21 protein-coding genes and 3 pseudogenes are annotated in these 14,763 nt (G+C 41.6%); 5 read left to right on the top strand and 19 right to left on the bottom strand.

Features of this window, described 5'->3' with window-relative positions; genetic code table 11:
- Nucleotides 1-43 precede the first annotated feature (43 nt).
- The 6 genes and pseudogenes from MMY81_RS31965 to MMY81_RS31940 all read right to left on the bottom strand — a co-directional run bounded on the left by MMY81_RS31965 (nt 44) and on the right by MMY81_RS31940 (nt 2,575).
- Nucleotides 44-774: pseudogene (locus MMY81_RS31965) on the bottom strand (PhzF family phenazine biosynthesis protein).
- Entirely contained in the window at nt 740-997 is a 258-nt protein-coding gene (locus MMY81_RS31960; RefSeq protein ID WP_252316002.1) for an SdpI family protein, read from the bottom strand. Before MMY81_RS31960 ends, MMY81_RS31965 begins: the two are co-directional and overlap by 35 nt.
- A gap of 269 nt (nt 998-1,266) precedes the next feature.
- Nucleotides 1,267-1,575, bottom strand: coding sequence for a GNAT family N-acetyltransferase (locus tag MMY81_RS31955; RefSeq protein WP_252316001.1), 309 nt, complete (start codon nt 1,573-1,575; stop codon nt 1,267-1,269).
- Between the two features lie 104 nt (nt 1,576-1,679).
- Nucleotides 1,680-2,003 (bottom strand): DUF3021 domain-containing protein, encoded by a 324-nt coding sequence (locus MMY81_RS31950; protein WP_308215550.1) that lies wholly within the window; start codon nt 2,001-2,003, stop codon nt 1,680-1,682.
- Nucleotides 2,004-2,072: 69 nt separating this feature from the next.
- Complete coding sequence (locus tag MMY81_RS31945; protein ID WP_252315999.1) at nt 2,073-2,324, bottom strand: LytTR family DNA-binding domain-containing protein; 252 nt, start codon at nt 2,322-2,324, stop codon at nt 2,073-2,075.
- Nucleotides 2,297-2,575, bottom strand: a complete 279-nt coding sequence (locus MMY81_RS31940; protein WP_252315998.1) for a hypothetical protein — start codon at nt 2,573-2,575, stop codon at nt 2,297-2,299. Before MMY81_RS31940 ends, MMY81_RS31945 begins: the two co-directional genes overlap by 28 nt.
- Before the next feature lie 465 nt (nt 2,576-3,040).
- Between MMY81_RS31940 and MMY81_RS31935 the strand changes: the two genes are divergently transcribed.
- Nucleotides 3,041-3,892 carry an AraC family transcriptional regulator gene (locus MMY81_RS31935; protein WP_252315997.1) on the top strand — a complete coding sequence of 284 codons (852 nt, stop codon included), beginning with the start codon at nt 3,041-3,043 and terminating at the stop codon, nt 3,890-3,892.
- Between the two features lie 298 nt (nt 3,893-4,190).
- Here MMY81_RS31935 and MMY81_RS31930 read toward each other — a convergent pair whose 3' ends face one another.
- From MMY81_RS31930 to MMY81_RS31875, 12 genes and pseudogenes are all read right to left on the bottom strand, one after another.
- Nucleotides 4,191-4,442 carry a hypothetical protein gene (locus MMY81_RS31930; protein WP_252315996.1) on the bottom strand — a complete coding sequence of 84 codons (252 nt, stop codon included), beginning with the start codon at nt 4,440-4,442 and terminating at the stop codon, nt 4,191-4,193.
- Between the two features lie 26 nt (nt 4,443-4,468).
- On the bottom strand, nt 4,469-4,720 hold the full coding sequence (locus tag MMY81_RS31925) for a hypothetical protein (RefSeq protein ID WP_252315995.1): 252 nt from the start codon (nt 4,718-4,720) through the stop codon (nt 4,469-4,471).
- A 420-nt stretch (nt 4,721-5,140) separates the two neighbouring features.
- Complete coding sequence (locus tag MMY81_RS31920; RefSeq protein ID WP_256498112.1) at nt 5,141-5,506, bottom strand: TetR/AcrR family transcriptional regulator; 366 nt, start codon at nt 5,504-5,506, stop codon at nt 5,141-5,143.
- Nucleotides 5,507-5,525: 19 nt separating this feature from the next.
- Nucleotides 5,526-5,735, bottom strand: coding sequence for a hypothetical protein (locus tag MMY81_RS31915; protein ID WP_252315993.1), 210 nt, complete (start codon nt 5,733-5,735; stop codon nt 5,526-5,528).
- On the bottom strand, nt 5,732-5,974 hold the full coding sequence (locus tag MMY81_RS31910) for a hypothetical protein (protein ID WP_252315992.1): 243 nt from the start codon (nt 5,972-5,974) through the stop codon (nt 5,732-5,734). The genes MMY81_RS31915 and MMY81_RS31910 overlap by 4 nt, the downstream gene beginning before the upstream one ends.
- Nucleotides 5,971-6,357: an MFS transporter gene (locus tag MMY81_RS31905; protein ID WP_252315991.1), complete on the bottom strand. Its 387-nt coding sequence runs from the start codon at nt 6,355-6,357 to the stop codon at nt 5,971-5,973. Before MMY81_RS31905 ends, MMY81_RS31910 begins: the two co-directional genes overlap by 4 nt.
- A complete protein-coding gene (locus tag MMY81_RS31900) occupies nt 6,339-6,530 on the bottom strand; it encodes a hypothetical protein (RefSeq protein WP_252315990.1) in 192 nt (63 codons plus the stop codon). Before MMY81_RS31900 ends, MMY81_RS31905 begins: the two co-directional genes overlap by 19 nt.
- A 321-nt stretch (nt 6,531-6,851) precedes the next feature.
- Nucleotides 6,852-7,071 (bottom strand): annotated as a pseudogene (locus MMY81_RS31895) (helix-turn-helix domain-containing protein).
- A gap of 17 nt (nt 7,072-7,088) precedes the next feature.
- Nucleotides 7,089-7,561 (bottom strand): annotated as a pseudogene (locus MMY81_RS31890) (DUF2975 domain-containing protein).
- Nucleotides 7,562-7,681: 120 nt separating this feature from the next.
- Complete coding sequence (locus tag MMY81_RS31885) at nt 7,682-9,805, bottom strand: heavy metal translocating P-type ATPase (protein WP_274622854.1); 2,124 nt, start codon at nt 9,803-9,805, stop codon at nt 7,682-7,684.
- Complete coding sequence (locus tag MMY81_RS31880; protein WP_252315989.1) at nt 9,792-10,181, bottom strand: ArsR/SmtB family transcription factor; 390 nt, start codon at nt 10,179-10,181, stop codon at nt 9,792-9,794. Before MMY81_RS31880 ends, MMY81_RS31885 begins: the two co-directional genes overlap by 14 nt.
- A 193-nt stretch (nt 10,182-10,374) precedes the next feature.
- Nucleotides 10,375-10,887 (bottom strand): DoxX family protein, encoded by a 513-nt coding sequence (locus MMY81_RS31875; RefSeq protein WP_252315988.1) that lies wholly within the window; start codon nt 10,885-10,887, stop codon nt 10,375-10,377.
- A gap of 994 nt (nt 10,888-11,881) precedes the next feature.
- Between MMY81_RS31875 and MMY81_RS31870 the strand changes: the two genes are divergently transcribed.
- The 3 genes from MMY81_RS31870 (at nt 11,882) to MMY81_RS31860 (ending at nt 13,593) form a co-directional block, all read left to right on the top strand.
- Nucleotides 11,882-12,469, top strand: a complete 588-nt coding sequence (locus tag MMY81_RS31870) for an alpha/beta fold hydrolase (RefSeq protein WP_252315987.1) — start codon at nt 11,882-11,884, stop codon at nt 12,467-12,469.
- A 253-nt stretch (nt 12,470-12,722) separates the two neighbouring features.
- Nucleotides 12,723-13,019 carry a hypothetical protein gene (locus tag MMY81_RS31865; RefSeq protein ID WP_252315986.1) on the top strand — a complete coding sequence of 99 codons (297 nt, stop codon included), beginning with the start codon at nt 12,723-12,725 and terminating at the stop codon, nt 13,017-13,019.
- A gap of 103 nt (nt 13,020-13,122) precedes the next feature.
- Nucleotides 13,123-13,593 (top strand): hypothetical protein, encoded by a 471-nt coding sequence (locus tag MMY81_RS31860; RefSeq protein WP_252315985.1) that lies wholly within the window; start codon nt 13,123-13,125, stop codon nt 13,591-13,593.
- 73 nt (nt 13,594-13,666) lie between these two features.
- Here the strand turns inward: MMY81_RS31860 and MMY81_RS31855 are convergent, their stop codons facing one another.
- Nucleotides 13,667-14,050, bottom strand: coding sequence for a VOC family protein (locus MMY81_RS31855; RefSeq protein ID WP_252315984.1), 384 nt, complete (start codon nt 14,048-14,050; stop codon nt 13,667-13,669).
- 249 nt (nt 14,051-14,299) lie between these two features.
- Between MMY81_RS31855 and MMY81_RS31850 the strand changes: the two genes are divergently transcribed.
- On the top strand, nt 14,300-14,575 hold the full coding sequence (locus tag MMY81_RS31850) for a DUF3870 domain-containing protein (protein ID WP_252315983.1): 276 nt from the start codon (nt 14,300-14,302) through the stop codon (nt 14,573-14,575).
- The last annotated feature ends 188 nt before the right edge of the window (nt 14,576-14,763 follow it).

The raw sequence follows: 14,763 nt of genomic DNA, 5'->3' as shown, positions 1-14,763 counted from the left end.
TCCTGCAGTGGGGAGAAGTATTCATGTTTCGTTAAATAGGCGCTCAGCGCTGACGCTGCTGTTCCTGTTGCCGGTCTTCCGGATAACCGGCTCTTTTCGGAAACTGGCGGGCCTGGACAATTCTGCTGCTCTGCTCTTCCACTGCAAAAGGATAGAAGCCGGTCGTATTAAATTCATCACATACCTGCCAAAGGTATTCAAAATCCGGTTCGAGACGATGAAGCACGTCTGCGCTTTTCAGCGGTACCACTAACTTAGACCGGGAGGTGGAAACCGATTGAACGGGCCACTCGTCTATTTCTTCTGGTGTAATATTCAAAGCTTTGCCTACTGTCTCTTTTGAAGGAATATCATCTATAAATTGAGGCGGGAACTGCTCGACGCTGATATCTAATTCAGACCCATTTCTTTTCCATTCGACGTTTACCGGACCAAGCGCTGTCTCTACTTTTATTGGTGAAGTCGTAATTATATTTCTGTTAACGAGAACCGTTACGCTGCCTATTGTGGCATGAATACACATCTCCATTTCATGGCAGGAACAAAATAACGAAGCTTTATATCACAATCCGAATGACCGGGGGTTAAAACAAAAGCAGACTCATGCCCAAAATCTTTCGTCATCTGCTGCATCGTTTCTGCAGTTAGATCATCCGCCTGCAGAACCACTGGACAGGGGTTGCCTCCGCCATTTTCCGAAGCGAATACGATGGTGTGTACCACTTGATGATTCACTCTCTCACATCCCTTCTGAATGGTGTATTTTCCTCGCATATAGATAACTTTCTACCGCCGGTATTATTATAATTAAAGGAAGCAGACTAAATATCAACTCGTTTGCCTCCTCGAGCGGGGGAAGAAATAAAGCGATAATTCCAGCTGCAAATAAAGGAACAGACCAGATGATCATTCGTCTGCCGCCGTATTTATTAATCCGAAACCACTTTTCATCGGACTCATAGGATTGGGGAAAGCGTACTCCATACAAGCTGTTCATTTTCACTTTTTCCTTATATAAGGGAATAGCCAGGCAGTAAACAGGCAGGCTGATCCCATATTAATCAGTGCGTAGAATACATTTTCCATATTACACCTTCCTTTTTTGCATCTATCCGCTCTTACAATCGGAAAAAATAATGAGTTAAGCCTTTTTTCCACTCCATTACACACTCTACTTCCTTTGTGTTTTCATCTACCTGCTCTTTTTTATCATAAAACCATTTTTCAAATAGAATTGGACCGCCTGGCTGTTCTTCTTATAAGCTTTTAATTGTATATGTTGATTCGTGCTTTAACAAAGTCTAATAGTTCTCTTCCATGCCCTTTTCCCTGATGCGTTAAATCAATAAACAATGCAGCCAGATAGCTGTCCACCATGGAAACAAAGCCTATGATCTCTGCGTCTTTGCATATCACATAGCTTTCGGCCATAGGAAGGTATGTGTTCTTCATTTCCTCCCGCTGCGATGTCCAATAGGCTTTATCAATAAAATGATGAGCCGCTGCCGATCCTTCGTACCATATTTCCACCATTGTATCGATGTCTGTTTCTTTATTTGGTCTTATTCTCATCATACTATCCTTTCTATTTAAAAACAGATTTCCGTCGTAAATGAATGACTTTGAAAACATAACAAAACAAGTCGAGCATAAACGCTTTTTCGTCATGCTCGATTTGTTTATTTGATCGATGCATTCATCTGCTGCTCCAGGCGTTTAAAGTATGCATACCAGCCGATCCAGTTTATTACATACGTTCCTATAAAAATGGCCAGTCCGATTAACAACGCCTGCGGCTCTAATGGTACCCAGCCTGTCAAAAAGGTGAAGACCGGAAACAGCACCAGAAGAGATACACTAAAATGCACTATAGTCTGTTTCAGCGCGCTCCAGGAATCAATGTAGAATAAAAGAGACACGACGCTGAAAAAAGCTCCGGTAATCATGCTTCCAAGTAAATGTATCCTCACATCTGCAACAGAAACTTCTATAGATTGCTGCACTACGATAGTTAAGCGATAAACGTCACAAGCGCTCCTATTCCCAGACCGCCGAATAGTCTAACAATTATATTATGAACCATGCGGCTCACCTCCATTAACAAGCTGTTCTTTGAGGATATGGACATATTTCCTCGTCACATATTCTTTTGTACCGGACTTAAAGTGCACACATAGATTGCCGTTAAAAGATAATTCAAAGCGCTCTATCTGGTTCATATTTCCAATTACTGACTTAGAAAATCGGATAAATCCATAAGGAGCAAGAAGATCTTCCAGCTCGTAAAGCTTCAGCTTCATTTCCAGTGGTTTTTCATGAACCATAGCAAATACTTTTCTCTTTCTGCAAAAACAAAATCAATCTCATTTGGCTCCAGCAGAATAGAATGATCTTCCTCTACCGCAACTATCCGTTTGCTGTGTTTCGCCTGAGTCCCTGTCAGCTTTTCCGGATTCTTCTCATGATTTTCAAGCAGCTGCATCACAGCGCCGACCTCCTTTGACCATTCTTTTGCCTGTATCATAATTACAGGGTCTTCCTCATAGTGAGGATCAATATCGATTTTGATTTTCATGGCCTCTCCTTTCTTTTTTTCTATTATGCTGCTTTTTGCAGATGCTGAGATGCTTTCCTGGATCACATGCATCATTCATGACACAAAATGTAAGCTGCGGTACATGAGAGGTAGTGATCTTATTTATTATGTATAGTTATTTTATTTCTCTATCAATAAAAGAAACACCTCTTTACATCGTATAGTAAACCAACGATGGTTTGGAGGTGTTTTTCTTAAAGTATTATATTAACATTCATTATTTCACCGAATTTCTTAATTCATTCCTTAATTTATCCATCCACATTTCTTCCGGGTATTCTGCCAGTATGGCATCAGTAAGCCCGGCTATGATATTCCCAAAAGGGTTCTCTCATCTTCCGGAGAATAATAGGTTAAGAGATCAAAATACTGTCCAGGCAGCGCATAAAAGGACAGGACAGCCCGCCGCTTTATACTTTATGATGAACTCAAGGGGGTGGAGATATGGCGTTAGTGGAATCACTGCAGCAGGCAATCGATTATATGGAAAATCATTTACTCGAGCATATAACCATTGAAGCCATTTCCAGACAGGCCAATGTATCTCCTTTTCATTTTCAGCGTTTGTTTATGATTTTGACGGATACATCCGTCGGTGAATACCTCAGACACCGCCGCCTTACCCTGGCAGCACAGGAGCTGTCCAACTCTAATACTAAAATTATTGATCTTTCCTATAAATATGGCTACCACACTCCTGAAGCTTTTTCAAAAGCTTTCCGAAAACAGCACGGGGTCAGCCCAAGTGAAGCAAGAAAAAGAACGGGAAAGCTGAATTCCTACAACCGCCTGTCCATTCAGATGAATTTGAAAGGAGCCGAACCGATGAACTATCAGATTGTGGAAAAAGAAGCGTTTCACGTCGTGGGGATTAAAAAGGAATGTCCGTGCGGAGAGCAGGCGTCCGGCATTGCTGAATTTTGGGAACAGGTTAATTCGGATGGGACGACCGGAAAACTCGTTGAATTAATGAACAGCGAAACGAAAGGACTGCTGGGGCTGACGGATAACTATAACGAGGAAAAGAACACTATCGACTACTGGATTGCTGTGGAGCATATCGGTGAACGACCGAGCGGCTTAAACCAGCTGGACCTTCCTAAAGCCAAGTGGGCGGTATTTGAAGTCCACGGACCTGCCCCAACCGCTATGCCGGAAGTATGGAAAAAAATATACAGCGAATGGATCCCGTCGAATGGATATGAAATTGCGGATGTCCCCGCCATTGAAGCCTATACCGATCCTGAGCCGTACCGGGCCGAATCGTCCAATCAAATATGGCTGGCAGTAAAATAGCATAATCCTAAACCAAAAAGACGTGAAAAAGAACACGCGCCAACGTGTTCTTTTTTTGGTAGTATTAATAAATCTATTAAAAAAAGCTTTCCTATGTAACATCAATATCAATTCTCTATGACTTTGTTCCATAAGCTGCCAGTAAAAGAAGAACTACGATAATGCTTACAGATACCAGAGGTGTTCCTATACTGAACCCTAACGCCAGACTGCCGGCAGTGAGGGTTAAAAGCAGTAAAGACCCCAATGTCAGCTTACGTCCTTTCTCCAGATGGACCCCTCCTCAAAAATGCTGCTGTTATTTTTTTCTATTCTGTAAGACATGTTGAAAAATTGAAAGACCAACTATACACATAATACTGTAGTTAATAACAGTACAGGCTGTCATTCCAAACAGAACGTATCCCCATACGTCTTTAAAAAACACTGCAGGATTCGTGAGCATTAAATACAAGCCGTATCCTCCAAGTAAAACAGTTGCCCCGGAAACAATGCGGGTAAACGTGCGCTCATCCAGCTCTCCATGACCATCTCGTGATTTAAATACCATACCTGCCTCCTTTTGTATTCAGTAAGTTAAGCAGTGAAGCTCTGTGTCACATAAAGAATAAAAAACCAGATATAGGAACTCAGCAGTAAAAGTAGACTCATATAAATAAGTTTCCTTCTTTGCAGCGCTAAAGCTACAGTAATATTAAATCCAGCGCTGATAAATGTAATAAAAATCGTGTAAATGATGCCGTATTCCGTTATAAACGGGAACAGAAAAGATGTTATTCCTATGAGAAAAACGAGCCAATACACCACATAGCCAAATCGTTCTGACATGTTAGTCACCTCTTTATCCGCATTTCCACTAACCCATGTAATTATCCCATAAATTGGAATTACTAAAAAACCATTGAGCCCTCTTTTCCTAATCAAGAGCATTTAGAAGCGTACACAAAAATCGAGCACAAACGCTTTCAGCGCAGTACCCGATCATTTCGTTACATTATCTTTCAACAATCAATGAGAAACTATGCCTTAATTCCCCTCCAAAACACTTCCCAGACCAGCTCGGTGCGCTTCTTCATCTGTACGTAATCATATAAGCTCATTTCGTTGGCCAATCCGTCAATTAATGCAAAAAACGCATGGTATAGGTGCGCGCTGGAAAGGTTCCTGTCAATTTCGCCTAATTCTTTTCCATCGGCCCACACGTTTTCAAGTATAGAGAAAGCGAATCATCCGCCTTTTTGTATCTGGTTAGAATAGCCTCCTGCAGCTCTGCCGGCGGGTAATTAACAAACCGATAATAAAACGGGTGCTGATCTCGTTCTCCTCATTAATAGAGTGAACAAAGAAAAGATCTTCCAGCTGTTCTTTTACCGGCTGTGCCCGCTTCTCAGATATGCGGTGCTGCACGAATAGCAGATAGTCTTCTATTTCATTTTCGAATACATCAAGAAACAACGCTTCCTTATTCTGATAATGAGCATATAAAGATGGCTTTTTAATACCTACCAGCTGGGCAATTTCAGCCATTGTTGTTTCTTTATATCCGTTTGAGGCGAAAACACTGCGTGCCCGCCTCGATAATTTTTTCCTTCGTACGCATACTTTCTCCCCCATTGTTTTTGGCTTTATCTGTTTATGGCACGACCTGCTGGAAGGCTTTTGCTTTCACTAATATGGAGACTGCTATAATCATGCCGATTGTTCCAAATCCCAGTAAAATAAACTGTACTGGAATTCCGGCTGTAGTCAGAATGCTGACAATAGCATAGGCGATGGGATCAAAGCCATTCATAGCCAGAAAGACGAGACTCATTACCCGGCCCGTCATGCGGTTTTCGGTCATTTCCTGAGCCGCCGTGAAAAAGGAATAAATACAAAAGCCATGGAAAATCCGATAAAAAAATAAATAATAGTCAGCATCGTTAAACTCTGCACAACACCAAAAATGAGGTAAAATCCTAAAGCCGCTATAAGACCGTATAAAATGGTTCTTCCTTTTTTCGCAATCACATAGCTTCCCAGAATGACCGTTCCTGTAATCATCCCTACTCCCAGGCTGACTTCCATATAGCTTAAATTCAATGGACTGCCGCCATAAGCATCCACCAGCAGCGGACAGCTATGTGAAGGGTGCCGAATACAAAGAAATTCAGCGTGACCAGAATAATAAGGCCCAGCATCAGAAAAGAAGAGTGGTATACGTAGGCAAACCCCTCTTTAAAATTTTGAAGCGGACTCTGCTTTATCGTATTTTCAACCGCGCCCTCCTTGATAAAAGGAGGAAAAATAATCAGCGCAGACAGTGCTACCAGAATGGAGGCGGTAAAATAACTCGCCGTCACCGAAGCGGTTTCCATAATGACTCCGGCGATAATCGGCCCGGCGATAAAGGAAATCTGATCGACGCCCTGAAAATAGGCATTTGCCTGCTGGAGCTGATGCCGTTCTACAATTTTCGGCAGCATGGATGTACTGGCCGTCCAAAAAAAGCATCCAGCATGCCAAATATACCTGCCAGTATCAGCAGCAGGACAATCGTCATCGTATCATTCCATATTAACCACGTGATACTAAGCAGAAGAAAGGCCTGTATGAAATTCGTGCTGAACATGATCGTCGTTTTTATAATTATCTGCAACTACGCCTCCATAGGTCATCATGATAAGCCGGGGCACACTGATGACAATAAGAACAGCCCAAGCATAGAAGCAGAATCGAGTTCGGTAATGACATACCAGGTGGTTGTCGTTAAAAACATACTAAATCCAGTTACTGCCATAATGCTGGCAGTAAATAATAAAATAATGTGATGTTCCTTGTGACAGGAACGTTTTTACCAGCCATTTTTAATGCTCCTCTTTTATGATATACGATTAAAACCTAACGTTAGGTAGGTAAAAACGATAGTAACTTATTAGAGGAAAATCTGCAAGGAAAAACAGACAAACCGCTGGATTAATTATTCTTCCTCTGCCGATTCTTTTTGGTATTCCAGAATATCACCGGGCTGGCAGTCCAAGGCTTCACAGATGGCCTCCAGCGTGGTTAATCGGATCGCTTTTGCTTTTCCATTTTTAAGATGGAAAGGTTTGCCATAGTAATTCCCACTTTATTGGAGAGTTCCGTTACGCTCATTTTTCTTTTGCCAGCATGATATCGATATTGATGATAATAGCCATATTTTCACCTCAGACGACTAAGTCATTTCTGATTTTATTTCTACTGCTTTTTGTAAAAGCTTCTGCAGGACAGCAGCGAATACAGTAATCACTAAAGAAGCAAACACCATAATCATGCCAATTACAATGATACCCGGTGCATCATCTCTTTCCCCCAGCAGGTAAAAGAGCGGCATCCCGGCCACATAAAGTAAACTAATACTCAATGCACAGTATTTTATTTTCTTCAAAGCACGGACAGACAGCTCTGAAAAAGCATGATTTTTATCAATATAGCTTAACAATTTAAAAGCCTGGTAGAGTGCAAAATAAAAAGGAACAGCTGTAGCATATAAGTCTAAATACACAAAATAACTGATAGACGTCATTTCTGGATACAAAAAGGCTGCAAACCCAGCTATTTCCGCACCAGAAAGATACATAAAGCAAGCACAGGAATACCCATTAAAATGAGAGCTGCTTTTAAAAACAATGTGGAACCCTTTTTCATCACAAACACCTCGTTTTTATTATTTGGCTTCATTTTACCAGCTTTTTTATTGATTTACGATAAATTTTTATTATTAAGGAATAAAAAAAGAAAGAATGCAGTAGACAGCACTCTTTCTTTTTAATTTTCAGCTCGTAATAAGCGAAGCGCATTTAAGGTAACCAGGAGCGTTGCCCCCATATCTGCAAAAATAGCAATCCAGAGTGTCAGCCACCCCGGGATCACCAGCAGAAGTGCCACGACTTTCAGACCCAGGGAAAAGCCGATATTCTGCTTAATGATGGTTAACGCCCGCCGGCTTAAATGAACGGCGAACGGCAGTTTTGCCAGGTCGTCTCCCATCAGAGCAATATCAGCTGTTTCCAGCGCCGTATCCGTACCGGCGCCGCCCATTGCAATTCCGACAGTACTGCCCGCCATAGCCGGCGCATCATTAACGCCGTCTCCAACCATTCCGACTTTCTGGTGATCGGCGGTTATACGGCGGATAAATGATACTTTGTCTTCCGGCATCAGGTTGGCCTGAATCGAGGATACGCCAACGTCCCGGCCGATCGCTTCAGCCGTTGCCAGATTATCTCCGGTCAGCATAATGGTTTCTTTGATCCCTAATCGATGAAGGGACTGAATCATTTCCCTGCTTGATGTCCGAACGGCGTCCGCCAGGGAAAAAACAGCAAGCAGTTTGTCTGTGGTTCCGAGCAGAAGCACCGTATGGCCTTTTTCCTGGAGCTCCAATACTCGCTGTTCTTTTTCAATGGTCCACCAGCCCGGAGTCAGCTCCCGAAACAGAGCCGGGCTCCCTATATGATATTCAGTGCCTGCGATGGTGCCCTTCACTCCGCGTCCTGTTATGGACTGAAACTTCTCTACTTCCGTCTCCTTAAAAGAAACCTGTTCTTTTTCCGCCCGGTTGACTACCGCTGCAGCTAAAGGGTGCGAAGAGAGATTTTCCAGGGCTGCTGCGACGGACAGACTGTGCGATTTGTCTTCTCCAGATTCCGGTACATATATTTCCATTACTTCCGGCTTTCCCTGTGTGAGCGTACCTGTTTTATCAAAAGCGATGGCTTTCAGGCTTCCTGCCGCTTCCAAGTAAGAGCCCCCTTTAATAAGCACACCGTGCCGGGCTGCTGTTCCAATAGCTGTTACTACAGAAACAGGAGTGGAGATAACCAATGCGCATGGGCATCCTACCACCAGCACTGCCAGTCCTTGATAAATCCATACTTCCCAGGCAGCCCCAAAGAGGAAGGGAGGAATTACTGCAACTAGGAGAGCCGCCAGCATAATGACCGGTGTATAGTAGGCAGCAAATCGGTCCACGAATGCCTGCGAAGGAGCTCTTTGTTCCTGGGCTTCCTCTACCAGATGAATGATTTTCGCCATGGTGGTGTCTTCCATGCGTTTCGTAACGCGGATTTCAAGCATTCCTTCTTCATTTAAGGTACCGGCAAATACATTATCGGCAGCCTTTTTTTCTACCGGCATCGACTCTCCGGTAATGGTTGCCTGATTCACCATAGAATAACCTTTCACGACTTCTCCATCCGCCGCTATTTGTTGTCCCGGTTTCACAATCACCAGATCTCCTACGAGCACCTCCTGCACGGAAATAGTCATTTCCTGCTCTCCGCGTCGAACCACAGCCTCTTTCGGGCTGAGATCCATAAGCGACTGAATCGAATGCCGGGCTTTGTCCATAGAATATCGTTCCAGCGCCTCACTTACCGCGAATAAAATAACGACTATAGCGCCTTCTGCCCATTCCCCAATGAGAACGGCACCTATGACAGCAATCGTCATGAGCGTTTTCATATCAAAGGTAAGGCTGAAGATATTTTTTATACCGGTTATAAATAAAGAATAGCCGCCCGTTCCAATAGCTGCGAGATATAATCCTACAGAAAGCGCAGACGCTTCTCCGGCATATCCATGCGTAACGGCTGCTGCTATTAATAACAGAAGTGATAATAGGACAAATTGGTGTTTCTTCCAAAAAGGTGTCGTGTTTTCTGCGAACGTTTCTCCTTCGGGTATAATTTTTAAATTCTCAAATGCCCCGGCTTTTTCCAGTGCCTGCACCGTTGTTTCCCCGGTAACTACTACCTTTGATGCTGCGAACTGTACGTCCGCTTCTTTTACGCCTTCCAGGCGCAGCACGTTCTTTTCGAACGTTTTGGCACAGCCTGCTCAGGTGAAGCCCTGAATCCGGTAGACGTGCTTTTGATCAGCCATGGACATAAGGATCCCCTGCTTCCTCTTGATAGAGAAGCGCTGCTTCTATAATAAGGCGCACCCGTTCGTTTTGAAGAGAATACCAGACCAGCTTTCCTTCTTTTCGATACTTTACCAGTCCCGCCTGACGTAAAGATCGTAAATGATGAGATGCATTTGCTGTAGGAACCTGCAGTAGATAGGCTGCATCACAGACACACAGCTCGGACTCTATCATTAATGCCCGCATAATTTTCATGCGGTTTGGTTCCGCCAGTCCTTTAAACAGAATAGACGTTTCTTGTAATTGATCGTCGTTTATTTGGCCCGTAATTCGATTTATTTTATCCGGATCCACACAAGTAACCTCGCACACATCCATCGGCTTCTTTTCGCGTTTCATCGGTATTCCCCTTTCATTCAAACGTTTGTTTGATTATAACATTCAAATATATATTTGAATATATGATCAATAGTTCATTATAGTATGATTTCTTTTATACAATCTTCTATTAAAAAACTCCAACAGCAGAGAGAGTCCTCAGCCGTTGGAGTTTTTTTTTATTCAGATAAACTTCATTTCTTTTAAAAATAATCTAAGCTGCCTGCGGTCCCTCGTGCTTTTTCGGTGTTCTTCCCATTTTTTTCTTAATCTGAGGAACAAATCGATCCAGGCCGATCCGGCCCGCATTCCCTTTTCCGATGAGAAGAAGTACAGCCAGAACGAGCATAATAGGATTTACGGACACGGTACCGGCGAGCAGGAAGGCCATGTTCATCATGCCGCCAAAGAAGGCAAAAGTAGTAGTAAATAAACCAATCAGCAGCCCGGCTCCAACCAGCACTTCTCCCCACATAACGAGAAATCCCATCATTCCGGCATTAGGTACAGCAACATATTCCAGAAAAGCCGTATACCAGGGATAAGCCATTGCTTCTCCCCCGCCCTGCATTACCGGATCAGCTACGGCCTGTTGGAGAAACCCTCCCGGATTAAAACCTTCGGTTATTTTTCCGAGTCCGGAAGTAAGCCATGTCCAGCCCAAATACAAACGTGCTGCCAAAAAAAGTACCGCTGCGGTTTTTGTTTCTTTCAAAAAATGGATCATTGTTAAAAACCTCCCTTTTGTGAATGTTTTCACATATTTGTTATCTTTAGTATACATCGTTTTGTTATATTGTGAATGTTTTCACATAAAAAGACAAAAAATATTCACAATATGTCACTCTCCTACTTAACTAGTGGAATGAAGACAAAAATCGAAACACTATGTATAGGGATCAAAAGCCCTTCATTAGGAAAATGATTGGGGCTTTTCATGGCGATCGACAAAATGAATCGTGATCAGATCCATTAGGGCAAATCGAATATAGAGACGATACTGCTCAGTAGTAAGATACTCCTTATGCGTATCGAAAAAAATATTGTCAGTGTAAGTGAGATGAACCATTTTTCACCTCCTTGGGTGTTATTACTTTTAGCTTAACATATAGATAAATGATCAAATAAGCTGGTGTTAGTATAAATAGTGAAACGTTTGACACCGCATCAGTATAACGCCATATACGTTAATAGTATTCTTTAATAAGTACGTATAATCTTATTTTATAGGAAATGATTCCTCGTTTGCTGAAATCAGCAGAGGGACAGCGCAGGCCATAAGCAGGGTCAGCTCTGAATCCGGCGAAACTAATTTCCTGCAGGGAAATGTGGATTGATTTTTTCATATTATCTTTTTCATTTATTTTATTTGCTGAAATGAACGAAATGACTATGAATAGAGACATATGCTGTCAACTTCATCCTAATAATCTCCTTCTTTATAACCTTTTTTGGCAGCGTAATCAACGGAGGGTGTAAAGCATAACAAAGAATCTTACGATACCGCGTTTTTTAAATTATAACATTAGTTAAATTGACTAATAGTGTTAAAATAAATAAATTGAGTAAATAATTAGGTGGTAATAATATGCAGGGAAATTGGATAAAACATAAAGCAGTAACGCTGCATTATATTGATAGTAATCCTGACCATAAGAACGGCACTCCTCTTTTAATCAGCCCCGGCTTTATCTGAGTCTGCTGAAAATTATACAGCCTTAATGACCTCCCTTCTGCCAGCAAGGTGTATCACTTTCTCACACCGCGGCAGGGGAAAAAGCAGCGCCCCGGAAAAAGGATACACATTAGAACATCATATTGCTGATATAGAAGCTGTTGTAGACTATTTGGGATTAAAAAATTTCCACCTGATGGGCTATTCGAGAGGCGTATCCTACGCCTTAGGCTATGCTGTTAAACACAGTGCTTCTTTAAAAGGATTAATTCTCGCCGAATATCCGCCGGAACATAAAAAGATGCCTTACGGATGGGCAGATCAGTATTTAAAAACGCATTGGGGAAATGACTTGGGTGCAGACATAATGGAAGCACACGTTGTAAAAGCAATTGAACAGGAGTCAGCATATGTTAATTTTCATCCTCACCTCCATTCGATCAAATGTCCCGTTTTAATTATGAGAGGTGTCCTTAACGAGTCCCTGCTTTCCAAAGAACAGGCAGAAGTATATGAAGATGCATGGAAAGAATGCCGGATAGAAGTTTTTGAGAACTCCGGCCATACCTTAAAAGAATCAGAAGAAGAAAAGTTTGCAGAGACTTTAAAGCTATTTTTAAATAAGAATGAATGAATAAACCAGAATACTTCAGGTCCGCATAGTTTATGATAAATTCTTTAACGCTGTTACAAAGAAATCACATGCAAAATTCTCTTCGACCTAAGAGACTGGGATTAACTAAGAGTCAAAAAATCATCCCTTTTTTTGCATTTTGTGGAATATCTGGTTGACAAAGTTCTAATATACCCTATAATTCGTTATATAATATATATAAACAAAATGTATATTATATAGAGAACGATGCAAGCGGAGTGTGATAGCACGAATGAATATAACAAACGATACATTTATTAATCTAATATATATTCCTACCAGTCAAACCAGTGATACGAAAGAATTATTTGCCGATACGCTGCTGGCTCTCAAACGTTCTGTTTACGCGGATACCGATATAGAAAACTGGAACGGCTTTCAGCTTGGAGAAGAATTTCAACTAGGTTCTTATAAAGTGAAGGTAGTCGCCATTGTCCCCACTCATTTTTCTTCCATGGCAGAATACGACAGCTCCTCTGAAGCTTCCCATGTATCGTACTATTTGATGTCCCCGGCCGGCGTTCAATAGAAAATATGCTTTCCACTTTAAACTAAACCCCTACATTCCACTACTTCTTCCAGCCTGCAATTTCCTATCTCATCGCATTCATGTAGAGAAAAGAGGAATTTCCGTGGCAAATGAATTTCACTTTGCTGTGTATGAATCGTTATCCTTGGAACTGGATCCAGCATTTCATACCGTAGATAATATATTTAAAGCAGCTCAATGGAATGAAGAGATCACTATTTTACTCCCCTTTTATATGTATTGTTTTCATCCAACAGTATGGCAGATTTATTCTAAATGTTCCGATTATTATTATGTTCACCATTTGAATGCCGCTATGACTGCGGCCCTCGAGCTTTTTTCTATGGAAACAGACCAGGAAATGAAAGACTTCTTTATCAAAGCTTCCGCTAATCAAGCGGCTGCAGATCCAGGCAATTTATCTGTCTCCCTGCGGGCTGCCGCTCTTTGGTATAAACATCAATCCCTTCAGAAAAGGGCTGCATTTCTAACATCAAACCGCCCAATTAATGAAAACGTGTACTACCAGGTGATCAATAAAATGATTAAACAAAACAATAAAAATTTAGTGTAGCTGTTTATAAAGATTCGCCTTTTAACCATGGCATCGCTTTTCCATGAGGAAAAGCGATTTTTTTATGTATGGTCTATTGCTCCATCATCTGAATTAGATTGCCGCACGTATCGTCGAAAACCGCTATAGTAATATCCCCCATTACGGTAGGCTCCATTGTAAAGGTCACCCCCTTATTTACCAGCCGTTCATATTCTTCATGAATGCCTGCTATGCCAAACATCGTTACAGGAATACCATCAGCAAATAATTTCTCTTGATATTCTTTAGCAGCCGGATGGTTATTTGGTTCAAGCAGCAGCTCGGTCCCTCTCTGGTCATCCGGCGATACAAGCGTAATCCATCTGAATTCTCCTGCCGGCACATCCTGCTTTTTTACAAAACCCAGCACGTTCGAATAAAATGCTAAAGCTTTATCCTGATCCTGCACAAATATACTCGTCACAATAATTTTCATATTTGTATGGCCTCCTTTGATTTGTATAATGTATGAGAATCAATAGACTGATTTATGCAAAAAGAATTTGTGTGCACTTATTAATATACTGCACATTATTCTGAATAGTTTCACAAAACTCTTGTGTTTATTTAACTGTTGTTATATTATTATTTTCAAAGCATGACAGGTCTGGAATACAGCAAAAAGCCACCCCAGCTTTTTTTCGCATTTCAATCCCTCATCATGTTTTATAAAAGGAGATTTTATATGTTAGATCAGGATTCTATTTATATTGTTGGAGAAGCAAAGTCTCCTTCAAACAATCCAATCACTGACCAGTACAAAGTGTTCTTTATTGGCTTCGTCGTTGATGAACGATCTGGAAAAATTCTGGATGCCGACTGCTCTGCCATCCTTGAGTTAACGAGCAGGTTTGTACAGCATCTATTTGTCGGTAAGGAAATTACAGCGATAGACGAAATTGTAGCGGATATTGAGCGGAAATACCATGGCTCTTCTCAAAAGGCGATTATTGTCGCTTAAAAAACGCAAGCAAGAAGTATAGTCAATTGTTTGTACATACGAAATAGCTGCTTTATCTGTTACAGGATAAAATCCAGCCGGTTCTCTATTTTATAGAGGCTGGCTGTTTTTTTATGGAAAAATTAAAGGGGGAATCAAATGATTCAAGACGGCTTTCTATACGTAAGTGTATTGATAGCAGTTACTGC

It is taken from the genome of Sinobaca sp. H24 (assembly GCF_023845525.1).
This window is presented reverse-complemented; position numbering and strand designations above follow the sequence as displayed.